Source organism: Streptomyces doebereineriae, from assembly GCF_031845645.1.
Lineage (GTDB): Bacteria > Actinomycetota > Actinomycetes > Streptomycetales > Streptomycetaceae > Streptomyces > Streptomyces canus.
On record NZ_JAVREZ010000003.1, the window covers coordinates 563863 to 587245 of the forward strand.

General features: G+C 69.9%; 17 protein-coding genes. 6 read left to right on the forward strand and 11 right to left on the reverse strand.

The annotated features are described in order from the left end of the window. Window positions 1–10: 10 nt before the first annotated feature. The 3 genes from RNB18_RS12175 to glnII all read right to left on the reverse strand — a co-directional run bounded on the left by RNB18_RS12175 (window position 11) and on the right by glnII (window position 3011). Window positions 11–1018 carry an SDR family oxidoreductase gene (locus tag RNB18_RS12175; RefSeq protein ID WP_311714114.1) on the reverse strand — a complete coding sequence of 336 codons (1008 nt, stop codon included), beginning with the start codon at window positions 1016–1018 and terminating at the stop codon, window positions 11–13. A gap of 60 nt (window positions 1019–1078) precedes the next feature. Continuing rightward, window positions 1079–1639: a winged helix-turn-helix domain-containing protein gene (locus tag RNB18_RS12180; protein WP_311714115.1), complete on the reverse strand. Its 561-nt coding sequence runs from the start codon at window positions 1637–1639 to the stop codon at window positions 1079–1081. 343 nt (window positions 1640–1982) lie between these two features. After that, window positions 1983–3011, reverse strand: coding sequence for a glutamine synthetase (gene glnII / locus RNB18_RS12185; RefSeq protein ID WP_266530191.1), 1029 nt, complete (start codon window positions 3009–3011; stop codon window positions 1983–1985). A 257-nt stretch (window positions 3012–3268) separates the two neighbouring features. Here glnII and RNB18_RS12190 point away from each other — a divergent pair, with 257 nt between their 5' ends. The 3 genes from RNB18_RS12190 (at window position 3269) to RNB18_RS12200 (ending at window position 6953) form a co-directional block, all read left to right on the forward strand. Next, entirely contained in the window at window positions 3269–4534 is a 1266-nt protein-coding gene (locus RNB18_RS12190) for a sensor histidine kinase (protein WP_311714116.1), read from the forward strand. Then, complete coding sequence (locus RNB18_RS12195) at window positions 4525–5178, forward strand: response regulator transcription factor (RefSeq protein ID WP_311714117.1); 654 nt, start codon at window positions 4525–4527, stop codon at window positions 5176–5178. Before RNB18_RS12190 ends, RNB18_RS12195 begins: the two co-directional genes overlap by 10 nt. 182 nt (window positions 5179–5360) lie before the next feature. Next, a complete protein-coding gene (locus RNB18_RS12200) occupies window positions 5361–6953 on the forward strand; it encodes a DUF1996 domain-containing protein (protein ID WP_311714118.1) in 1593 nt (530 codons plus the stop codon). A gap of 59 nt (window positions 6954–7012) precedes the next feature. Here RNB18_RS12200 and RNB18_RS12205 read toward each other — a convergent pair whose 3' ends face one another. Beyond that, window positions 7013–7447, reverse strand: coding sequence for a hypothetical protein (locus RNB18_RS12205; RefSeq protein WP_266381194.1), 435 nt, complete (start codon window positions 7445–7447; stop codon window positions 7013–7015). Window positions 7448–7575: 128 nt separating this feature from the next. On the opposite strand from RNB18_RS12205, the gene RNB18_RS12210 reads away from it, so the two are divergent. The 3 genes from RNB18_RS12210 (at window position 7576) to RNB18_RS12220 (ending at window position 10813) form a co-directional block, all read left to right on the forward strand. Further along, window positions 7576–8085: a tetratricopeptide repeat protein gene (locus RNB18_RS12210; RefSeq protein ID WP_311714119.1), complete on the forward strand. Its 510-nt coding sequence runs from the start codon at window positions 7576–7578 to the stop codon at window positions 8083–8085. A 48-nt stretch (window positions 8086–8133) separates the two neighbouring features. After that, entirely contained in the window at window positions 8134–10059 is a 1926-nt protein-coding gene (locus tag RNB18_RS12215; RefSeq protein WP_311714120.1) for a hypothetical protein, read from the forward strand. A gap of 64 nt (window positions 10060–10123) precedes the next feature. Next, window positions 10124–10813 (forward strand): TetR/AcrR family transcriptional regulator, encoded by a 690-nt coding sequence (locus RNB18_RS12220; RefSeq protein WP_311714121.1) that lies wholly within the window; start codon window positions 10124–10126, stop codon window positions 10811–10813. A gap of 63 nt (window positions 10814–10876) precedes the next feature. On the opposite strand, the gene RNB18_RS12225 is transcribed toward RNB18_RS12220, so the two are convergent. From RNB18_RS12225 to RNB18_RS12255, 7 genes are all read right to left on the reverse strand, one after another. Further along, window positions 10877–11230, reverse strand: a complete 354-nt coding sequence (locus RNB18_RS12225) for a 5-carboxymethyl-2-hydroxymuconate Delta-isomerase (RefSeq protein ID WP_311714122.1) — start codon at window positions 11228–11230, stop codon at window positions 10877–10879. A 28-nt stretch (window positions 11231–11258) separates the two neighbouring features. After that, complete coding sequence (locus RNB18_RS12230) at window positions 11259–12878, reverse strand: fused response regulator/phosphatase (protein ID WP_311714123.1); 1620 nt, start codon at window positions 12876–12878, stop codon at window positions 11259–11261. Between the two features lie 73 nt (window positions 12879–12951). Beyond that, window positions 12952–18351 (reverse strand): pullulanase-type alpha-1,6-glucosidase, encoded by a 5400-nt coding sequence (gene pulA / locus RNB18_RS12235; protein WP_311714124.1) that lies wholly within the window; start codon window positions 18349–18351, stop codon window positions 12952–12954. Between the two features lie 125 nt (window positions 18352–18476). After that, a complete protein-coding gene (locus RNB18_RS12240) occupies window positions 18477–19862 on the reverse strand; it encodes an alpha-amylase (protein ID WP_311714125.1) in 1386 nt (461 codons plus the stop codon). A 122-nt stretch (window positions 19863–19984) separates the two neighbouring features. Further along, entirely contained in the window at window positions 19985–20551 is a 567-nt protein-coding gene (locus RNB18_RS12245; RefSeq protein ID WP_311714126.1) for a dihydrofolate reductase family protein, read from the reverse strand. Window positions 20552–20678: 127 nt separating this feature from the next. Further along, a complete protein-coding gene (locus RNB18_RS12250) occupies window positions 20679–22346 on the reverse strand; it encodes a glycoside hydrolase family 13 protein (protein WP_311714127.1) in 1668 nt (555 codons plus the stop codon). Window positions 22347–22462: 116 nt separating this feature from the next. After that, window positions 22463–23371: a sugar ABC transporter permease gene (locus RNB18_RS12255; RefSeq protein WP_307074816.1), complete on the reverse strand. Its 909-nt coding sequence runs from the start codon at window positions 23369–23371 to the stop codon at window positions 22463–22465. Window positions 23372–23383: the final 12 nt, after the last annotated feature.

Consider the following 23383-nt stretch of genomic DNA (forward strand, 5'->3'; position numbering starts at 1 on the left):
ACCGCTGCACTCAGTCGCGTTCGCCGGCCGCGAGTGCCTTGGCCTCCGTCTCCTCGTCGATACCCAGTACCGGCCGGTCCGGGCGCTGCGGCGCCACCCCGCCGATCTCCCGCAGCCAGTGCCAGGTGTCGTTCACCGTCTCGGTGACCGGACGGCAGCGCAGGCCCGCCTCGGCGGCCCGCGAAGTGTCCCCGCGATGGAGGGTGTCGTGGAGGTCGGAGCCCGGCGGTACCCACACCGGGAGGCCGGTCCACGGGGCGATGCCCGCGGCGAGGACGGTGTCCGGATCGGTCCAGCGCAGCTCCGCGTTCGAGCCGGTCACGGCCACGCAGGCGTCGAGGAGTTCGGCCATGGTGGTGTGGCCGCGCGGGCTGACCAGGTTGTACGGGCCGTTCAGCTCCGCCTCGGCGGCGCCCAGCGTCCACTGCGCCAGGTCGCGGACGTCGACGTACTGGAGAGGAAGGTCCCGTGGCCCCGGTGCGAGGACCGGCCCGCCGCGGGCGACTCGGCCCAGCCACCACGGGAGCCGGCCGATGTTCTCGTACGGGCCGAGGATCAGCCCGGCCCGTACGAGCAGGGAGCGGTCCATGCCGAACGCGTCGACGGCGGCCAGTTCACCGCCCCGTTTGTCCCGGGCGTAGTCGGTCTGCTCCGCGTCGGCCGCGGCGCCCTCGACCACGGGCGCGTCCTCGGTGTATCCGGCCGGCTGCGGCCAGGCGTACACCGAGCGACTCGACACGTACGCATACCGGCCGGCGCGGCCCCGCAGCAGCCGCGCCGCGTCCCGGACCGCGCGGGGCGCCGCCGACCAGGTGTCGACGACCAGGTCCCAGGGGCCCCCTTCGGCCAGGGCCGTGAGACCGCCGGGCGCGGTGCGGTCGCCGTGCAGCGACCGCACCCCGGCCACGGGCGCGTGCCGTCCCCGGTGGAAGACGGTCACGTCCCAGCCGCGTTCCAGGGCCGCCTCGGCGACGGCCCGGCCGACGAACTCCGTACCACCCAGCAGAAGAAGTCTCATGCCGGTGACTGTGCCCGCCGGAGCGCCGCGAGGGAACCCGGATCTGCCCTGGGCAGACGGTCAGCCGCCGGTCGGCGGGGTGTACTTGTAGCCGACCCGGCGCACGGTCTGGATCGCGCCCCGGAATTCCGCGCCCAGCTTGCGGCGCAGCCGGGCGATGTGGACGTCGACGGTACGGCCGTCGCCCACGTGGCCGTAGCCCCAGACCGTGGTGACCAACTGGTCGCGGGTGTGCACCCGGTGGGGGTTCTGGACGAGGTGGGCGAGGAGCTCGAACTCCAGGTAGGTGAGGTCGAGTTGTTTGCCGTTCACCTCGGCGGTGCGCTGCACGGTGTCGATCCGTACGAGGGGGGCGCCGGCGTCCGCGTCCGTGACCGTCGGTTCCGGACGGAAGGGCTGGTGCTGGTCGGCCGGGACGAGCACCAGGTAGCCGATCATCGGGGGCTGGCCCGGCAGGATGGGCAGGGTGTGCTGGGGAGCGGGCAGCCAGGTGGCGCCCGGGGGAAGGAACTCCGGCGCTTCGGGAACCTCGTCGGGGCGGACGGCTCGGAGTCGGTGCCGTGCGCCGTTCTCGGACGGGGTGGTGAGGGGGGCGGTGGAGAGAGAACGAGTGGTCGCCATGAGGTCAGCTCTTTCGCGCGAGAAGGTCGTCGGGGGACGTACGTCTGCGCGCTGGCCGAAGGCCGGGGTATACGGCTTTAGAGGGCCTGCGCGTTCGTCGCGCGGCAACACACCCGGTCGAAGTCGTGGTGCTGACGGGAAGGCCAGAAGGGCTCGAGGTCATGGCGACCCGTCGCGCTGCACTTCTGGAAGCTGGCCATGAGCCCATTGAAGCAGACACGGGCCCGCGACAGGAGCCTTCTCTCACTGCTCGGACACTTCCCTGGGTGCCCGCCCCACCGGCAACACGCCGAGGGGCGCCCACCGTGGCCGGTGGGCGCCCCTCGGAGGCTGAAGGCGGGGATCAGACCTGGCCGGCCTTCTCCAGCGCGGAGCAGCACGTGTCGACGATCAGCCGCGTCACCAGGTACGGGTCGACGTTGGCGTTCGGGCGACGGTCCTCGATGTAGCCCTTGCCGTCCTTCTCGACCTGCCACGGGATACGCACCGAGGCGCCACGGTTGGAGACACCGTAGGAGTACTCGTTCCACGGGGCGGTCTCGTGCAGACCCGTCAGGCGGTCGTCGATGCCGGCGCCGTAGTTCTTGACGTGGTCGAGGGGCTTGGAGCCCTCACCGAGCGACTCGGCGGCGGTGATGATCGCCTCGTAGGTCTCGCGCATCGCCTTGGTGGAGAAGTTGGTGTGCGCACCGGCGCCGTTCCAGTCGCCCTTGACCGGCTTGGGGTCGAGGGTCGCGGCGACGCCGAAGTCCTCGGCGGTGCGGTAGAGCAGCCAGCGGGCCACCCACAGGTGGTCGGAGACCTCCAGCGGGGAGACCGGGCCGACCTGGAACTCCCACTGGCCGGGCATGACCTCGGCGTTGATGCCGGAGATCGCGAGACCGGCCTTGAGGCAGTTCTCCAGGTGGGCCTCGACGATGTCACGGCCGAAGATCTCGTCGGCGCCGACACCGCAGTAGTAGCCGCCCTGGGGGGCCGGGAAGCCGCCCTTGGGGAAGCCGAGCGGGTAGCCGTCCTTGAAGAACGTGTACTCCTGCTCGATGCCGAAGATCGGCTCCTGCGACGCGAACTTCTCGGCGACCTCGGTGAGCGCGGCACGCGTGTTGGACTCGTGCGGCGTCATGTCGATGTTGAGGACCTCGCACAGGACGAGGATGTCGTCGCCGCCGCGGATCGGGTCCGGGCAGGAGAAGACCGGCTTGAGGACACGGTCCGAGGAGTGCCCCTCGGCCTGGTTCGTGGAGGACCCGTCGAAGCCCCAGATCCCGAGCTCGGCGCCCTTGGCGTCGTCCGCCAGGATCTTCGTCTTGGAACGGAGCTTCGCCGTCGGCTGGGTGCCGTCGATCCAGATGTACTCAGCCTTGAAGGTCACGGGCCACTTCCTTCGGGGATGTGTCTACGCACTGCGGGTGCTGCGGCGCTGCGGCACTGAAACGCCGCCTCTTTGATGCCCGCGAGCCTGTCAACAGGCGATTTCCCGGTCATTGCTCGTATGTGAACCCCGTGTTACCGGGTGATGCTGTGGCGCGATTCACTGTGTGAGCGCGGCGGAGGGTGTACCTGGCACCACCCCCCGACCCGGCGGTCAGGCCCAGTGACCCGCGTCGCCCTCTCGACGAGACTGACCGTATGACCATCGAGACGCGGAACGGCAGCTGGGGTACGAGGGCGCGGGGCATCGGGCTCGCGGGCGTGCGGGGGCTCGCACTGGCGCTGGTGACGCTGCCGGGGGCGCTGCTCGGGTTCACGCTCAGCCTGGTGTCCATCGCCCTCGTCCCGGTCGGGATCGGGGTCTTCACGACACCCTGGGTGCTGACGGGCGTGCGTGCCTTCGCCGACTGGCGTCGGGTGCTCGCGGCCGAGTGGTGCGGGGTGCGGATCCCGTCGGCGTACCGGCCGATACCGGAGAACGCCAACGCCTGGGCCCGCACCTACGCGATGCTGCTCGACCCGGCGACCTGGCGGGACCTGCGGTGGTTGCAGGTGGACATGACGGCGGGGTTCGTGACGGCGCTGCTGCCGGCAGTGTTCGTCCTCTACCCGCTGGAGGGACTCGCGGTCGCGGCCGGTCTGTGGCGTCCGCTCACCGAGCTGGGCGGCGGCTACTGGTACGGCTTCGTGCATGTCACCGACCAGACCTCAGCGCTCCTCGCCGGCGTCCTCGGCACCGCCCTGCTGGGCCTCGTCCCGCTCGCACCGCGGCTGCTGACCGCCCACTTCCGGCTCACCCGCGCCGTACTGGGCGCCGGTCAGGGCGAGTTGGCCGAACGCGTCCGCGTCCTCACCGAGACCCGGCGGGACGCCGTGGACACCTCCGCGGCCGAACTGCGGCGCATCGAGCGGGACCTGCACGACGGGGCGCAGGCCCGTCTGGTCGCCATGGGCATGGATCTCGGCACCATCGAGATGCTCCTCGACAAGGACCCCGCGCAGGCGAAGCGGCTCCTCGCGCAGGCCCGTCAGTCCTCGGTGGACGCGCTCGCCGAGCTGCGCGACCTGGTGCGCGGCATCCATCCGCCGGTGCTGGCCGAGCGCGGACTGGGCGACGCCGTACGGGCGTTGGCGCTGCGGCTGCCGGTCCCGACCGAGGTGACCGTGGAACTCGAGGGCCGGCCGGACGCGCCCGTGGAGTCGGCCGCCTACTTCGCGGTCAGCGAGGTCCTCACCAACGCGGTCAAGCACTCCGGCGCCGACCGGATCTGGATCGACCTGCATCAGACCGAGGGGATGCTGCGGATCAGCGTCACCGACAACGGCCGAGGCGGCGCGCTGATCACGGCCGGTTCGGGACTGGCCGGAGTCGAGCGGCGGCTGGGTACATTCGACGGCGTCCTGGCCGTCGGCTCACCCGCGGGCGGCCCCACCATGGTCACCATGGAGATCCCTTGCGCGTAGTCCTGGCCGAAGACCTCTTCCTGCTGCGCGACGGTCTCGTGCGGCTCCTTCAGGCGCACGACTTCGAGATCGCCGCGGCCGTCGAGAGCGGGCCCGAACTGGCCCGCGCGCTGGCCGAACTGGAACCGGACGTCGCCGTGGTCGACGTACGGCTGCCGCCGACGCACACCGACGAGGGGCTGCAGTGCGCGCTGAACGCCCGGCGGGACAGACCCGGGCTGCCGGTGCTGGTGCTGTCGCAGCACGTGGAGCAGCTGTACGCGCGCGAGTTGCTGGCCGACGGCACCGGCGGGGTGGGCTATCTGCTCAAGGACCGGGTGTTCGACGCGGAGCAGTTCGTGGATGCCGTACGACGGGTCGCGGCGGGCGGTACGGCGATGGACCCGCAGGTGATCCAGCAGCTGCTGACCCGGCGGGCGGCCGACGACCAGCCGCTCGCCCGGATCACGCCCCGCGAGCGGGAGGTGCTGGAGCTGATGGCGCAGGGGCGGTCGAACGCGGCGATCGCCGCCAAGCTCGTCGTCACGGAACGGGCGATCGCGAAGCACACCGCCAACATCTTCACCAAACTGGGCCTTGAGGTGTCGGACGACGACAATCGGCGCGTTCTGGCGGTGCTCGCGTATCTCGACCAGGACCGGTGAGCGACTCCTCATTCTCTGTAACTCCTGCTGCTCAACGGGCTGTTGTCGGCCCGGTGCCCGGCAAACCTCTGATTTGTTTGTGGGGCGGCTGAACACCCCTGGGACGGCATCCGTAAGGGAGGGAGCCGCTTCACTCCTGTCGGGCGCCTCGATGGCCCGGAAAAGGAAGTCAGAGGAGTTCCATGGGACGCAATACACGTAAACGCCGCTCGTCGATGGCCAACAAGGCCATAGCCGCGTCGGCGGCCCTAGCGCTCGGTGGGGGCGGGCTGATCTGGGCGAACTTCTACGCCTCGGCGCACGAGTCCAACAACAACGGCTGGTCTCAGAACCAGACCAAGGCCGCCGCCGCGCAGGTGGCGACCATCTCCTGCCCCGATGTCGGTCAGAAGCTGACGAACGTGCCTCAGTCGGCGCGTCAGGGTGTGGCCACGGAGCTGGCCAACCTGGACAAGCAGATCACCGAGGCCTACGCCAGGCTCGCCTCGACACGACAGGCTCAGGCGGGTGACTCGGGCTTCGTCCAGAACGCCATCGTCGGCCCCCTGAAGGAGAAGCGGGCGGCCACGATCGACCGGATCCGCCTCGACATCCAGCGGGTCGGTGGCCAGTTCAACACGTCGCTCAGCCAGTTGGCCGCCTGCACCACGCAGAACGCGCAGACCAACGCCGGCGAGACCGGCGGCCAGCAGCAGAACGGCGGCCAGCAGCAGGGCGGCCAGCAGCAGAACGGCGGTCAGCAGCAGGGCGGCCAGCAGGGCGGCCAGCAGCAGAATGGTGGCCAGCAGCAGGGAGGTCAGCAGAACGGCGGCCAGCAGCAGGGCAACGGCGGTCAGGGCGGCAACGGCCCGGTGGCGGCCGACTTCGTGGACATCACCAAGGTCCAGGGCAACGCCCAGCTCGGTGTCGGCCAGAACGGCCTCCCGGCCAACGGCAACTCGGGCTCCAAGGGCTCCTTCACCACGAAGTGCGGCACCAACGGGAACGACAACCACAACACGGACAACGTGATCGTCGCCCCCGGTGTCGCCAACGGCGCCCACCACCTGCACGACTACGTCGGCAACCAGAACAACGACGCCTTCGCGAGCGACCAGGAACTGGCCGGGGCCGGCACCAGCTGCCAGAACCAGGGCGACAAGTCCTCGTACTTCTGGCCGGTGCTGCGTCTGCAGGACGGCACGCAGGACTTCGACCAGAACAACGACGGTGGTGGCAAGGAGGGCAACGTCGGCAAGATCCTTCAGCCCGCCCAGGCCCAGCTGAAGTTCGTCGGCAACAAGAAGGGCAACGTCGTCGCGATGCCGACGGCCCTGCGCATCATCACCGGTGACGCGAAGGCCTTCGTCAACGGCAACGCCAACGCCAACGTGAACTGGAGCTGCACCGGCTTCGAGAACAAGGTGCAGCTGGAGACCCAGTACCCGATCTGCCCGCAGGGCAGCCAGGTGGTGCGTACGACCAACTTCCAGAGCTGCTGGGACGGTCAGAACATCGACAGCGCCAACCACCGCACGCACGTGGCCTTCGCCGCGGCGGACGGCTCCTGCGCCAACGGCTTCAAGGCGATCCCGCAGCTCCAGGTCCGGCTCGTCTACAACGTCCCGGCCCCGAAGCTGCAGAACGGCACGGTGGTCAACCCCTACGCGGTGGACACCTTCCCGGAGAACCTGCACAAGCCGATCACCGACCACAACGACTTCATCAACTTCTTCTCCACGAACACGATGAACCAGATGGTCAACTGCATCAACACCGGCAAGAAGTGCCAGTGACGCACTGAGAAAGCCGGCGGTGAGAATCTCTCACCGCCGGCTTTCTCGTGTTCGCGTCCTCAGTGGGCCGAGTGCGTGGCGCCCATCTTCGAGTGGTCCGTGCCCTCCTCGATGTCCCCGCCGAGCGTCTTGCGCAGCACCGTCACCGTCTTGGTGGTGTCACCGACGGCGACCCATTTGCGGCCGACCAGGAAGTGACCGCCGTAGTCCTTGGCGCCGTTGATCCACTCGCGCTGGCCGCGGTCGGTGGCGAAGGTGGCGAGAATGAACTTGCCATCGGCGTCCTTGGCCTTCTTGCACACGGCCTGGCGCAGCTCGTCGGCGTCGATCTGGATGTTGGGCGTGCACTTCACCTCGGCGGCCAGGTGCTCCAGGCTGCCGGTGGCCGCGGAGGGCACCGCGGCGGCCTTCGCGTCACCGCCGGATCCGCAGCCCGCCAGCGCCAGCACCGCGGCCGCGCCGGTCAGCGCGAGCATCGGTCGGGTCAACCTCATCTGTTCCTCCGGTCACGGGTCACCTCGGACGGGCCCCGGCGGGGGTCCGTCTCCTCCCATACGGCTGCGAGGCGCGGGACGCTCAAATCCTGGTGTCACCACGGGTACGACTGTGCGAAAGTGTGCCGGTGAACGAGGACTGGGAAAAGCGCGTGATCGCCGCCTGGGCGACTTTGGACGACTATCCGGAGGAACGGGCGGCCGAGTTCCGGGCCGTGATCGACGCGCTCGTGGCCGAGCTGCCGGACGGCAGTCCGCTCGGTCTGTTCGAGCAGGCCTCCGCCTGGGACTCGACGGGGCACTCCGACAAGGCGGTCCCGCTGTACCGGGAGGCGCTCGCGAGGGGGCTCAGCCGGGAAAGCGGCTACAAGGGGCGGCGCGCCAAGATCCAGCTGTCCAGTTCGCTCCGGAACACGGGACAGGCGGAGGAGGGCGTCAAGCTGCTCACTCCCGAACTGGACGGCCCGTCCGACGAGTTGGACGATGCCGTACGGGCCACCCTGGCGCTGTGCCTGTCCAGCCTCGGCCGGGACCGCGAGGGGCTGTCGCTGGTCCTGGGTGCCCTCGCCCCCCATCTGCCGCGCTACCAGCGCTCGATGGCCCGCTACGCCCGCGCGCTGGTCGACCCGGAGGACTGATTCACCCGGGGGCGGTGACCAACCAACGATTCGCTCGTTCTGCTGAACGTGCAGTCACAGGATGTCGCCCCGCGCCCCGCACCCGCTTCCGGCTCCGCCTCCGACCCCGTCGTCGACGTCGAACAGGCCGAGGCCGCGCTCGTCGAGCACTACCCCCGGCTGGTCCGGCTCGCCTATCTGGTGCTGCCGCCGGGCCTCGGTCGCAACCGGCGGGTCCTGACCGCGCACGCCCTCACCCAGCGTGCCCTGCCCCGGGGCCGCACGGCGACGCCCGTGATCCCGGCCCAGTCGGACGGCCGTGAGGGCGACCCCGGCTACGCCTTCGTCCGCCTCCAGGTGGTGCGTACGGCGCTGGAGGCGGGCCTGCCGCTCCGGCGCAAGGCATGGCCCAAGCGCTCCCAGCTCCCGCCGCTGCTCCCCCAGGTGTGGGGCCTGAGGCTCTTCCCGCGCTCCGGCGGCGCCGACGAACTGGCCCTGGACCAGCGCCTGTCGGCCCTGACCGGCCCGGCCCGTGCCGCCTACGTCCTGCGCGGCCTGGAGAAGCTCCCCGACAGCGACGTACGCGGTCTGCTGACGGCGGCCGGCGTGGCGGACGCGGACGCGGCCCTCGAAGAGGCCGACTCCGCGCAGGCCGAGTACGCCCTCCTCGACTCCCCCGAGTTCGACCCCTGCTCGCTCCAGGCCCGGCCCACCGACCTGATGCGGCGCAGGCAGCACATGAAGGCCGCTCTCGCCGCCGCGGCTGCCGTCGCCGTGTGCGGGGCGCTGCTCGGCATGCCGGGCGACGGCTGGGGCCCCGACGGCGCGGCCGCGCCCTCCTACGCGCAGAACCCCTCCGCCCGGGCAGCCCTGGACCCGGCCCTGCTGCTGAAGGTCCCGGCCGCCGCGTGGGAGTCCTCCGCCCGCACCGACTTCTCCGTGTGGCCCGCGCGCGGCGACCTCACCGGCGACTCGGCCCTCCTGCGCCGCGCCCTCGCCGTCTGGGCCCGCCCCGGCGAGACCGTCCAGGTCTCCGCGACCCCCGGCACCCCCTCGGGCGGCCCCTCCGGCCCGCCGCAGCTGCTGTACGCCGGGACCGTCGACAACGCGCGCGTGGTCATCCTCTACGACGGCCTGCGCATCGTCCGCTACGCCGAGCCGCGGGACAGCACCAAGGGTGCCGCCCTCGACTTCGCGCGGGTCGACGGGGCCGACCGGGCGGACGCCGACGCGGTCGTCCTGGGCCGGGCCGACGGCAACGTCCGCTATCTGACGGCCCCTTGGGTGACCAAGGCCGCCGACCGGGACCTGCTGAAGCCGGGCTCCGCCGCCACGGACCTCGCGCTGACCGAGGGCACCACCGCGCCGATGGCCGGCCCCGCGCAGAGCGGCCCCTGCACCTCCTGGAACGCGCTCCAGCTGACGGACGCCTCTGGCACCCGGCTGCTGACCGACCTCGGCGAACTGGTCCCGGCCCGTCTCACCACCGGCCGCCCCGGGTCCGTGAAGGACGCGTCCGGGGTGGGCGCGCTGCGCGCCTGGGCGCCGTACGCCTGCTCGCTGGGCGCGATGCGCTCGGCGGGCGTGCGCAGTGTGAACGCCTGGGCCTACGCGACGCAGCCGCTGCCCGACGCGAGCGGGACGGCCGACTGGGTGTGCACCCGGGCCGAGACCTGGCAGGGCGGCGGGGAGCGGGTGCTGGCCCAGTTCCACACGCCGGGCGGCAGCTACGGGGCGGTCGCGGCGAAGGCCGAGAACGTGCCGGCGTGCGGGGCCAAGGATCCGCAGGTGCTGGCCGGGGTGCTGTGGAAGTCGGGGGCCGGTACCTGGTACCTGCTGGCGGCGGGGAGCCGAGGGACGTCCTCGATCAACGCGTCGGGCGGGGTCCGGGCGACGGCGGACGGCCATCTGCTGGCCGCGAAGGCGAAGCAGGGGGTCCAGGCCGAGCTGAAGGGGACCCTGGAGGACGGGCGGGCGGTCAGCGGGCTCCGGTAGAGCTGTGAACACCGCTGGTCGATCCGGCCCGTTCCAGGCCGGATCCGATCGGTAAGGTGTTCGTATGACTACCGGGGTCCGTCGAAGAATGGGCGTCGAGGAACGGCGTCAGCAGTTGATCGGCGTCGCCCTCGAGCTGTTCGCCCGCCGCTCGCCCGACGAGGTCTCCATCGACGAGATAGCAGCGGCGGCCGGTATTTCGCGGCCGCTGGTCTATCACTACTTCCCCGGCAAACTCAGCCTGTACGAGGCCGCGTTGAAGCGCGCGGCGCAGGACCTGGCGAGCCGGTTCGAGGAACCGCACGAGGGGTCGCTGGGCGGCCGGCTGCTGCGCGTGATGCGCCGGTTCTTCGACTTCGTGGACGAACACGGCCCGGGTTTCTCGGCGTTGATGCGCGGCGGGCCCGCGGTCGGTTCTTCGGCGACGAACGCGCTCATCGACTCCGTACGGCAGGTCGCCTATGAGCAGATCCTGTCGCATCTGCGGGTGACGGACCCGCCCGCCCGGCTGGAACTGCTCATCCGCTCCTGGATCTCGCTCGTCGAGTCGACGGCCCTGATCTGGCTGGACGGCCGGCGCATCCCGCGCGCCGAACTCGAGACGCAGCTCGTGCACAGCTTCGCCGCGCTGGCCGCGGTGAGCGCGGCCTACGACGAGGAGATGACCGCGCTGCTGCGCCACATGCTCAAGGACGAGCCGAACGACGGTCCGTTCACCGACCTCGCCGCCCGGCTGATCGCGCTGGCCTCCTAGGCCCCGTCGTCACATTCCCGTCGTCCGCCCGGAGCGCGGCAGGCGGGAATGTGACGACAGGGCCTACAGCACGGCCTTGGTGTAGGAGGCGTCCAGGTCACGCACCTCGGCGGAGAGGTGCACGGTGAGGCCGTCCTCGGGTTCGACGTGCTTGCGCAGGAGTTCCACGACGGCCTCGGTGAGCTTCGCCTTGGTCTCCTCGGACCGCCCGGCGAGCAGGGCGAGCGTGACGTGCACGATCGCGTGGTTCTTGGTCTCGCCGCCGACCGCCTCGTCCTCGGTGCGCAGGACCCGGGTCTTGCACGCCTCGAGCTTCGCGGCCGCCGTCTCGACGACGACCGGGTGCAGCGCCAGGGCGAATTCCTCCCACTCGACATGGTCGAGATACGGGGAGTGTTCGACGGTGATCTGCGGCATGAGGACTCCTGTTCTACGACGGCACAGGTCACCCTAGCCGCAGCGCCAGCATGGCGATGTCGTCCTCCCGGTCGTGGCCGAAGGTGTCCAGAAGGGTGTCGCACAGGGCGTCCAGGCCGGGCAGGGCGCCGGAGGAGGCCGCGCGGAGGTGTTCCAGGGAGGCCGTGAGGTCGGTCCCCCGGGTCTCGATGAGGCCGTCGGTGACCATGAGGAGCCGGTCGGTGGGTTCGAGGAACAGCTCGGTGGCCGGCGGATGGGGCAGGCCGACGCCGAGCAGCGGTCCTGCCGCCTTGGCGTAGTCGGCGGTGCCGGTGTCGCGGACGATCAGCGGCGGGATGTGGCCGGCGTTGGCGATCCGGGTGCGCCCGGTGTCCGGGTCGATGAGGGCCAGGCAGACGGTGGCCGTGGTGTCGGGGTGGTAGCGCTGGAGCGTCCGGTCGAGGCGCTCGGCGAGCACGGCCGGATCGCTCTCGTCCACGGCGTAGGCGCGCAGCGCGTGCCGTAGCTCGACCATGACGGTCGCCGCGTCCAGCGAGTGACCGACGACGTCGCCGACCGCGGTGAGCACCCCCTCGTCCACCCGCAGGGCGGCGTAGAAGTCGCCGCCGATCTCGGTCTGCCGAGAGGCGGGGACGTAACGGACCACGACGTCGATGCCCGGCAGTTCGGGCAGCCGGTGCGGCTGGGGCAGGAAGCTGTGCTGGAGGGTGAGGGCGACATGCCGCTCGACCTTGTACATGAGCAGCGGCTGGGCGGCGAGCGCGGTGGCCTGCGCGAGCTGGGCCAGCAGGGTCTCGCCCTCCAGGCCCACCCTGCGCATCCCGCGCGCGGGCGCGGCCAGGCACACCGGTGCCCGGCCGTCCTGGGTGACGACGAGCGCGAGCCGGGCGTCGTGCTCGACGCCGGGCCGGAAGAACCCGGCGGGCCACAGCGGCGCGGGCACGGTGGTGAGCTGCACCCCGGCCTGCCCCCGGGTGAGCCGGCGCAGCAGGGCGGCCACGGCCCGGTCGGCGTCCTCGTCGGGCAGGGCGACGGGAATGCGGTCGCGGGACAGACCGCGGTAGAGCACGTCGTCCTGGTCGAGGACGAAGACGGCGCCGGGGGTGCCGGTGAGCCGTGAGAGACCCTCGGCGGCCGCGTCGGAGAGCTCCTGCAGGGTGCGCGCCGCCTGGATGGTGACGATCGTCTCGGACAGCAGGGTGAGCCGTCGCACCAACGCCCGGTCACCGGCCCGCAGTTGCGCGTTGCGTACGGCGGCCCGGACGACCGCCTCGATCTCCAGGGGCTCGGCGGGCACCTTCAGATAGGCCTCGACACCCATGTCCATGCCCGCGCAGTGCACGGCCGGGGGCACCGCGGAGGCCGAGAAGTGCACCACGGGCATCCCGGCCGTGTGCGGGCGTTCCTTGAACAGCCGGCACAGGTCGAAGCCGCTCATGTCGGGCAGCCCCACGTCGACGAGGGCCACGTCCGGCAGGGTGCCCTTGCGCAGCCGTGTGTCGAGTTCCGCGAGGGCCTCGCCGCCGGTGGCGACCGGTACGACGCGATGCCCTGCCCGGCTCAGCACGGTGCCCATGGCGTACCGGCTGGCCTCCACGTCGTCCACGACCATCACGGTCGTGCCTGTCAGCTTGCCTTTTGCATCCATCTGTCCGCCCTCGGGCAACACCGGTGGAGCAGAGCGGGGTTCGGGCTCTGCTCCACCAAGGTAATGCCTTCAGCTACGGATGGCGGATGAAAACGGCCACGGTCCGTGCCGGAACGGCGAAGATGCCTGATTCCCGCTCGTAGGACGCCCCCTTGACGGTAGAGTCCGCGCCTGCCACCTGCACGGGATGCAGCTGGTATGTGCTCCCGGCAAGGGCCTCGACCCGCTGGCTCTGCGCCTTCGGCGTCGCGTTGAACACGACGACGAGATCACCCAGTTCCATCGTGATCACACCGGGCGTCTCGTCCTTCCCGGACAGCGGGAAGGACAGCTTCGACTGCACCTGCTCCGCCGTGCCGAGCGAGAACGCCTTCTCCGTCGTACGGATCCGCAGCAGGTCCTGGTAGGCGGCCGAGGCCCCCTGGATCTGAGCACAGCCGACCGTCACCGAGCCCAACAGCGGCTTGGCGTAAGGCCACTTGGACGCGTTGTCGGCCGCGATGGGCAGTCCGCGGCCGAAACCGTTGCCGTCCTGGCAGTTCCAGTGGATGGCGTTGAACCAGTCGCCGCTGTCGAAGGAGTTGCGGTCGAGGGACTTGGAGCGCAGCAGGTCGGTGCCCGCCTGGGAGAGCGACGGGCCCTGCGAGAGGGCTGCCGTGGCCATGGCGAGGACCTGCATACGGGCCCGGTCGGCGGCGCCGGTACCTGCGGGCAGCTTGTAGGTCAGCGCGTCGAACAGTGACTCGTTGTCGTGCGCGTCGGCGTAGGCGAGGGCGTCGCCGGGGGCGTCCGCGTATCCGGCGGGCTGACCGTTGTAGTCGACCTGGGCGCCGGTGACCTCCTTGCCGTCGGTGTCGGTGAAGGTGAACTGCTTGAGGTTGCCGGACAGGCCCACCTTGATGAGGTCCTGGTAGTGGAGCAGGCGGGCCTTCTGCTCCTGTGCGGTCCCGTTCGCGGTGGACGAGTTGGGGTCGGTGTACAGCCCGGAGGCAAAACCCTGGACGCCGGGGTCCTCGTCGAAGGGCCCGCCACCACGTATGGCGTCACGGGCGCGATCCGAGAAGGTCGCGATGCCCGTGCCGGCCATGTTCTTCTGCGTGGCCTGCACGAACCGGGCGTCGTCGGCGACCTCGCCGAAGTTCCAGCCCTCGCCGTAGAGAATGATCTTCTTGCCGTCGACGCCGTCCTTCTTGGGGGTCAGCGCGTCGAGGGCCTTGCGCACGGCGAGGATGTTGGCCTTGGGGTGGTGGCCCATGAGGTCGAAGCGGAACCCGTCGACCTTGTACTCCTTGGCCCAGGTGACGATCGACTCGACGACCAGCTTGCCCATCATGGCGTTCTCCGTGGCCGTGTTGGCGCAGCAGGTGCTGTTGGCCACCGAACCGTCGGCGAGGAGCCGCTGGTAGTAGCCGGGGACGATCCGGTCGAGCACGCTGGTGGAGGTCTGTCCGCTCGCCGCGGTGTGGTTGTAGACGACGTCCATGACGACTCTCAGGCCGTCGTCGTTGAGGGACTTGACCATCTTGCGGAACTCGACCGTACGGCCGGTGCCGTCCGGGTCGGTGGCGTACGAGCCCTCGGGGACCGTGTAGTGGTAAGGGTCGTAGCCCCAGTTGTAGGCGTCCTTCGCGGCGGCCGCGGAGACGCACTCCTGCTGCTTGTCGGAGTCGGCCGGGTAGGAGGCGAGGTCGCAGGAGGGGGTCGCCTGATCGGACTTCTTCTCGGGGACGGTCGCGATGTCGAAGACCGGCAGCAGGTGGACGTAGCTCGTCCCCGACCTCGCGAGTTCGCGCAGGTGCTCGGAGCCGTCGCCGTTCTTGTCGGTGAAGGCGAGGTAGGTGCCCCGGTCCTTGGACGGCACAGTCTTGTCCGCCGCCGAGAAGTCCCGGACGTGCAGCTCCTGGATCTCGGCGTCCTTGAGGGGCACGGCCTTCGGCTTGGTGTACGTCGACCAGCCGCGCGGCGCCAGGGACCTGTCGTCCAGGTCGACGACGAGGCTGCGCTCGGAGTCCGTGGTGAGGGCGACCGAGTAGGGGTCGGTCACCTTGTTGGTGACGACCTTCCTGACGCTGGGCGCCCAGACCTTCACGACGTACCGATAGGGCTTGCCCTTCCAGGACGTGGGGCCGGTGACGGACCACACGCCGGTGGTGGGGTCGCGTCGCATGTCCTTCGGGGACCCGTCGAGCTCCAGCTTCACCGACTGCGCGGTGGGCGCCCAGACGGACAGGGTGGGGCGGCCGTTGCGGAAGACCGGGCCCAGTTCCGCCTTCGCCGCCGCGGGATACAGGTCGTCGAGCACGCCGGCGATCTGGACGCCGGTCGCGGCCAGCACGGCGCCGTTGGCGGCTCGTTGGGAGGCGACGAGCTGACCGTCGAGGGCCTCGCGCACCCGGTCGCGATCACGTGGGTCGACGGACCAGGCCGAGTAGTCCTTCAGGTGCGGGAACCTGGCCTTCTGGGCGTCCGTGAGGGTCGTCCTGGTCAGCCGCAGCCACCTCTCGTCGTCGCTGGTCAGGGCTCCTGCGTCGACGGTGATCGAGCCGTCGTGGGAGTACAGCAGCTGGGTGGAGGCGGCCGCCTCGGAGCCGTTCCAGGCGACCGTGTTCCGGTCGATCCAGACGGCTTTGGAGGTGGTCAGGTCGAGCGCGGCGGCGGACCCGGCGGGCTGCGGGAGCAGATACTTCTCCTGGCCGTTCAACAGCCACACCTCGTGGCCGTTCGCCGTGAGGTCCAGGGACTGGTCGGTGGGCAGGTCCTTCTCGTCGCCCTTGTGGATGATGTAACTCAGGCTCGTGGCCCCGTCGGCCAGCGGTACCTCGAAGACCGCGCCGTAGGCGTCGGTCCTCGCCGGCTCCAGCGGCTTCGACCAGTCCGTGGGGTTCGCGGCACCCGTCCAGACGTGCAGACCCCAGCCGTCGTAGTTCCCGTCGGCGCGGTGGTAGTGGACGACGGCCTTGGTCCTGTCCTGGGCCGGGTAGTCGGGCCGCTGCGTCTGTACGGCGTCCTTGCCCTGCTCGATCCACACCTCGCCGGTTTTGGTGACGTCGATCGTGCGGTCGGCGGAGACGTCCTTGTTGCCGTCCTTGTCGATGACGAGGAAGCCGACGTTCGAGGCGCCGGGCTTCAGCTTGACGTAGGCGAAGGCGCCGTATGCGTCCCGGCCGGCGAAGGGGTGGCTGTCGGGCCAGGTGGTGGACTCGCCGTCGGCGAGGTCGCCCCAGGCGTACAGACCCCAGTCGTCGTAGTCGCCGTCGGCGCGCTGGTAGTGGACGACCGCGTAGTCGCGGGAGGAGGCGGTGGGTGGTTCCTCGGCGGGCGGGGTACCGGTGACGGACTCCGCCGTCGCTGAAGCGGTGCGTCCCGTCGAGTCGACCACAACGGCCTTGTAGCGCAGGGCTGTTCCGGCCGGTACGGCCTTGCCGATGGTCTGGGTGACCTTGTACGGCGCGTGGTCGGCGGAGCCGAGTGTCCGCCACTTGCCGCCGCCGACCTGGGCGGCGAAGACGACCCGGTTGAGCTGTCCGCCGTCCACGTCGGCGGTGAGCTCGACGGTGCCGGTGGCACCGGCGGCCGGGGCCTTGAGGGTGATCGTCGGCTTGGTGGCGGGCGGGGCGAGCTTGCCTGCCGCCTTCAGGACGATCGCGGAGCCGGCGGGGACGGTGACGGTGATCTTCTTGTCGGCGTCGGAGGTGACGCCGGAGGCACCGCCGTAGATCCCCTTGAACGCCATGTTCGCCGAGCCGGTCGCGAAGGTCGCCGACCTGACCTCGCTCGCGTTGTTGAAGGCGACGACGTACTCGGTGTTCCCTTGTGTACGGGAGAAGGCGTAGACCCCGGCCCCGTCGGCCGCGTACCGCTGCTCCTGGACTCCGTCCGTGAGCGCCGGGTTGGATTTGCGGAGCTTGGACAGGGCGCTGATCTGCTCGTACAGCGGCGCCCTCGTGTCGTAGGCGTCGCTCGCGTGCGTGCGGTCGGTGCCGATCTCGTCGTCGTCCAGGTAGTCGGACGTCCTGGACGCGAACATCGTCTGGCGGGCGTCCTTGTCGCCGCCGGAGCCGGTGAAGCCCTGTTCGTCGCCGTAGTAGACGACGGGGTTGCCGCGGCTGAGGAACATCAGCTCGTTGGCGAGCCTGTCCTTGGCGAGGAGTTCGGCGTCAGTGGCCTTCGGGTTGTCCTGGTTCAGGAAGTACCCGACGCGGCCCATGTCGTGGTTGCCGAGGAAGGTGACCTGCTCGTAGGCGTTGGCCTTGTCGGTCGTGTACTTGTAGTCGTCGCCGAAGACGCTCGCGAGCTTCTGCGCGCTGCCGCCCTGGGAGGCGTACTGCCGTGCGGCCTCCTGGAAGGGGAAGTCCAGCGTGGCGTCGAGACGGCCCTGGGTGACGTAGGGCGAGGTGATCGACGTGTCGGCGGAGTACACCTCGCCGAACATGAAGAAGTCCTTGCGGCCCTGCCTGGCCGCGTAGGCGTCGAGAGCCGTGGCCCACTGGGTCCAGAACTCCATGTTCACGTGCTTCACGGTGTCGATCCGGAAGCCGTCGATGTCGAAGTCCCTGACCCAGCGCTGGTAGATCTTCTCCATGCCGGAGACGACCTCGGGACGCTCGGTCCACAGGTCGTCGAGGCCGGAGAAGTCGCCGTAGGTCGTCGACTCGCCGGCATAGGTCGAGTCGCCGCGGTTGTGGTACATCGTCGGGTCGTTGAGCCAGGACGGGACCTTGGCGGCCGCGCCGGTGACCGTGGGCGTGCGCGGGAAGGAGTCGGTGTCCACGGACGGGAAGGCCTTGGAGCCGTCGGCGTGGTCCGCGTCGTCGAAGGGCTGTCCGTCCTTCGTCAGATACGGGAAGGCGCCCTTGGAGAGGTAGTCGTAGGACTTCTCCTCGTAGTCGACGACATCGGCCGTGTGGTTGGTGATGACGTCGAAGAAGACCTTCATGCCCTTGGCGTGGGCCTTGGAGATGAGGGTCTCCAGGTCCTTGTTGGTGCCGAAGTGCGGGTCGACCTGGGTGAAGTCCGTGATCCAGTAGCCGTGGTAGCCGGCGGAGGCGTTGGTACCCGTGCCCTGGACGGCCCGGTTCTTGAAGATCGGGGCCATCCAGATGGACGTGGTGCCGAGGCCCTTGATGTAGTCGAGCTTCTTGGTGAGGCCCTTGAGGTCGCCGCCCTGGTAGAAGCCCTTGTCGGTGGGGTCGTAGCCGGTGCTCAGCCGTGAACCGGTGAGCCCGCCCCGGTCGTTCGAGGTGTCGCCGTTGGCGAAACGGTCCGGCAGGACGAAGTAGAACTGCTCACGGGTGTCGTCGTGCCGGGCCGGTTCCGCGGCGAGCTTCGCGTCGGAGGGCGGTGGCGGCGGGGTGTCCGCCTGGGCGGACAGCGGCTGGACGAGCGCTGCGGCCAGCGCGGTCACGGTGACCGCGGCGACCCGTCCGGCGTGTGCGGTACGGCGCCTCGACGGCACCGGCCATCTCGGTATCACTGACGTGGACTCCTTGCGATGACGGCTCTGTGGGTCCGACCCCGCGCGACCGTATCGCCGCCGCAAGCCTTACAGCAATAGTCTTGAAACAGCCGGAAAGAACTTTCAGTGTTTCCGTGAGTCGCTCAGCAGCCGGCCTTGCCCGCGTAGATCGCCAGTGCCGTGTTGGACCCGAGCGTGGCCGTGAACTGGCCGTTGGAGCCGACCGTCACGCTCGTGTTGTTCTGCACGTTGCAGTACGTCCCGGCGGGCAGCGAGGTCTGGTACGTACGGCTCAGCGAGCTCGACTCGTGGTTGATGGCGACGTAGCCCTTGGCGCCCCGCCCGAAGGCGATCGCGTCGCCGCCGTTGTCCCACCAGTTGGTGACCGACTCACCGCGGGTGGCGTTGCGGAAGGCGACCATGCGCAGGATCTCCGGCCAGGCGTGCTGGCACTTCCAGCCGTCCTGCCAACAGGCGGTCACAGAACCGTTGTTGGGCGGACCGGCGTCCGTGTCGGACCATTCGTAGCCGGAGTTGATGTCCGGGGCGCCGTACGGGTACGCGAGCATGAAGACGTTGGCGAGGGTGTAGTTTGCCCCGTCCTTGTAGTTGAGCGTGGAGCCGTTGCGCTCGGTGTCGTGGTTGTCGACGAAGACGCCGGCCACCGAGCCGTTCATGTAGCCCCAGCCCTCGCCGTAGTTCTTCAGATAGGCGAGGTTCTCGTTGTTGAAGACGCGCTTGAGGTCGTAGGCGTAGCGGAACTCCTGGACGTCCCCGTTGCCCGTGTACTCGGTGGGCTGGACGGCCTCCCCGCTGCCGTAGATGACCTCCTGCTTCCAGTAGACGGAGGTGTTCGTCAGACGCGACTTGATGTTGGCGAGATCGGTGGCCGGGATGTGCTTGGCCGCGTCGATGCGGAAGCCGTCGACGCCGTAGCCGAGCAGGGAGTTCATGTATCCGGCGATGGTGGCGCGGACGTACTCCTCGCCGGTGTCCAGGTCGGCGAGGCCGACGAGTTCGCAGTTCTGGACGTTGGCGCGGTTGGTGTAGTCGGTGATGGTCGACGTGCAGTCGTCCATGTCGTACGAGGAGTACAGGCCCGGGTAGTTGTACTTCGTGTACGACGATCCGCCGGTACCGGTGCCGCTGCCCGCGGACATGTGGTTGATGACGGTGTCGACGACGACCTTCACACCGGCCGCGTGGCAGGTGCTCACCATGTTCTTGAAGGCGGTGGCGTCCCCGAGGCGCCCCGCGATCCTGTAGCTGACCGGCTGGTACGAGGTCCACCACTGAGAGCCCTGGATGTGCTCGGCGGGCGGGGAGACCTGCACATAGCCGTATCCGGCGGGGCCGAGGGTGTTGGTGCACTCCTTGGCGACGGAGGCGAAGTTCCACTCGAAGAGGACGGCGGTGACGTCCTTGGTGCCGGGCGGGGAGGCGTGGGCGGCCTGGGGGGCCAGCACGGCCGCCGCGGCGGCGAACGCGGTGGCCGTGGCGACAGCGGATGCGGTCCATCTCGATATCACGTGGGGGTTCTCCTTGCCTGACGGCCAGGCGTCTTTGCCTGGCGCCGGCGAGAACGTACCGCTGGCGAAATGTTTACAGCAAGAGTCTTGAAAGCAACGGAAAGAACTTTCACGCACTCTGCTCAGCGCTGGCTGGCGGGCTTGCCCGGAAGGTCGCCGCGGCTGCCCCGGCAGGAGTAGACGATCTCCACCGCCCCTCCGGGCAGGGCGCGTTGGCTCTGGAAGGTCAGTCCGGTCTCGGGGCTGAGCGCGGGGGTCAGCTGCATGCCGCCGCCGAACAGCAGGGGCAGGACGACCAGTTCGAGGCGGTCGAGCGCGCCGAGGGCGTGGAAGGTGCCGATCGTGCGCGGGCCGCCGATGAGGTGGACGTCGCCGCCCCGGTTGGCCGTGCGGAGCTTCTCCAGCAGCCGTACCGGGTCGCTGTCGGTGGTGACGTGGTCCGGGGTGCCCTCCGGGCGGTGCGAGCCGAGGACGAACACATCGAGGTCGGGCCACGGCCAGCGGCTGTTGGTCAGGGCGGGCTCGAAGGTCGTACGGCCCATGAGCGCGGCCTCGCAGTCCGCCAGGAACTCCCGGATGCCGTGGCTCTGGCCGGAGACGAACGCGGGGTCGGCGGTCAGTGCGGGCCAGCCGCTCGGCGTGGTCACGTAGCCGTCGGCACTCATGCTCAGGCGGGCGCGGATCTGCATGGTCTCTCCTCGGGTGCGGGGCGCTGTTCGCCCTTTCACCCAAGCGTCGAACGCGGGTCCCGCCGATCGACACGCCCGACAAAAAATCACCGGGCCCCCGTGTGGGCCCGGTGATCCCTGCCTGTGCTCAGGCCGTCGTCCACCACACCGTCGTGTCGGCCGGCACCTTCGCGTCGCCGTCGGCCTCGGCCACCTCGCCGCTCGCGAGGAGCAGTCGGCCGTACGCCGGAGTCGTCACCGCCTCACTGCCGGTGTTCGCGACGCAGACGAACTCGCCGCGCCGGAAGGCGAGAACGCCCTCGGGGGCCCGGAGCCACTCCACGGCGTCGCCGGCGCCCAGGTCGGGCTGGGCGCGGCGGACGGCGAGGGCCGAGCGGTACAGCTCCAGGGTGGAGTCGGGGTCGCCGGTCTGCGCCTCCACGCTCAGGTCCGCCCACTCCGACGGCTGGGGCAGCCAGCTGCCGCCCGCGCCGAAGCCGTACGACGATCCCTCGCGCGTCCACGGGATCGGCACCCGGCAGCCGTCGCGGAAGCCGTCCTGGCCGGCGCCGCGGAAGTACGCCGGATCCTGGCGGACCTCGTCGGACAGGTCGACGACGTCCGGGAGGCCGAGCTCCTCGCCCTGGTAGATGTACGCCGATCCCGGCAGCGCCAGCATGAGCAACGTGGCGGCGCGGGCGCGACGCAGCCCGAGCTCCCGGTCGCCGGCCGTGCGGATCTGGGTGCCGAGGCCGGGCGGGTTGGCGAAGCGGGTGGCGTGGCGGGTGACGTCGTGGTTGGACAGCACCCAGGTGGCCGGGGCGCCGACCGGTCGCATCGCCTCCAGCGTGCGGTCGATGACCCCGCGCAGTTCCTCGGCGTCCCATGCGGTGGCCAGGTACTGGAAGTTGAAGGCCTGGTGGAGCTCGTCGGAGCGGACGTAGTTCGCGGTGCGCTCGATGGTCGGGGTCCATGCCTCGGCGACGAAGATGCGCTCGCCGGAGTACTCGTCGAGGATCAGCCGCCACTGGCGGTAGATCTCGTGGACGCCGTCCTGGTCGAAGAACGGCATGACATCGTTGCCCAGCAGCTTCACCTGGTCGTGGGATCCCAGGTCGGGCAGCCCCTCCGCCTTCACCAGGCCGTGTGCCACGTCGATGCGGAAGCCGTCCACGCCCATGTCGAGCCAGAAGCGCAGGATCGAGCGGAACTCGTCGCCGACGGCCGGGTGGTCCCAGTTGAAGTCGGGCTGCTCGGGGGCGAAGAGGTGCAGGTACCACTCGCCGTCCGCGACGCGCGTCCAGGCGGGGCCGCCGAAGATCGACTCCCAGTCGTTGGGCGGGAGTTCGCCGTTCGCGCCCTTGCCGGGGCGGAAGTGGTAGCGGTCCCGGAGCGGCGATCCCGGGCCCTCGGCGACCGCCCGCTTGAACCACTCGTGCTGGTCGGAGGAGTGGTTGGGCACCAGGTCGACGATGATCCTGAGTCCCAGTCCGCGGGCGTCTCGGATCAGTGCGTCGGCGTCCAGGAGGTTGCCGAACATGGGGTCCACGGCCCGGTAGTCGGCCACGTCGTAGCCGGCGTCGGCCTGCGGGGAGGCGTAGAAGGGGCTGAGCCACACGGCGTCCACGCCCAGGTCGCGCAGGTACGGCAGTCGGGTGCGGATGCCCTCCAGGTCGCCCATGCCGTCACCGTTGCTGTCGGCGAAGCTGCGCGGATAGACCTGGTAGATCACCGCGTCCCGCCACCAGTCCCTGCGCGGGGCGGTGACGACGGCGGAGTTCGGTGCCGGGTCGGCGGCGAAGTGCTGCTGGCTCATGGCGTCCTTGGTACGTAAAGGAGTCATCGGGTTCTGAGGTAGGTGTGTGACGAGGCGGCCACGGTCACAGCGGGGTCGGATGGAGACCGCGGCCGCCTCGGGTCTTCGAGTGGGCGCTAGCCCTTCGTGCCGCCCGCGGTGAGTCCGGTCACCAGGTTCTTCTGCACCAGGTAGAAGAACACGGACACCGGTATCGCGATCAGCACGGCCGTCGCGGCCATCAGGTTCCGCTGGGCGTCGTGCTCGCTCACGAAGCTCTGCAGACCGACCGCGAACGTGTACTTCGTGTCGGAGAGCATGAACGTCGAGGCGAACGCGACCTCACCGAACGCGGTGAGGAAGCTGTAGAACGCGGCGACCGCGAGCCCGGGCTTGGCGAGCGGCAGGATCAGCCGCGCGAACGTGCCGAAGGGGGTCAGCCCGTCGACGCGTCCGGCCTCGTCGATCTCGAACGGGATGGTGTCGAAGTAGCCCTTCAGCAACCAGGCACAGTACGGCACCGCCGTCGAGCAGTACACGAGGACGAGTCCAAGGTAGCTGTCGATGAGCTGGAGGTCCGAGAGCATCTGGTACATCGGCACCATGAGTACGGCCACCGGGAACATCTGCGTGACCAGGAGCACCCACATGAACTTCCGGTAGCCCGGAAAGCGCATACGGGAGACGGCGTACCCGGTGGTCGCGGCGATCAGCACACCGATCACCGTGGTGCCGAGCGAGACGATCAGCGAGCTCTTCAGCCAGTCGAAGAACGCCGTGTGCTGGAGGACGAACGAGTAGTTGTCGAACGTCATCTTCTTCCAGATGCCGCCCGGGTGGAGGTAGTCGTCCTTGTCCGGGCCGAGGGACAGGAAGACCAGCCAGAGGATCGGGAACAGCGCGATCAGGCTCGCGACGATCAGGATGCCGTGCGAGACGAGGGAGCCGGCGAGGCTCTTGTCACCGCGGCGACGGATCCGTCCGGGTGTCTGTGCGGGCGCGGTCGGGGACACCGTGGCGGAGCTCTCAGCTGTGGTCGTACTCATGGGGACTCCTGC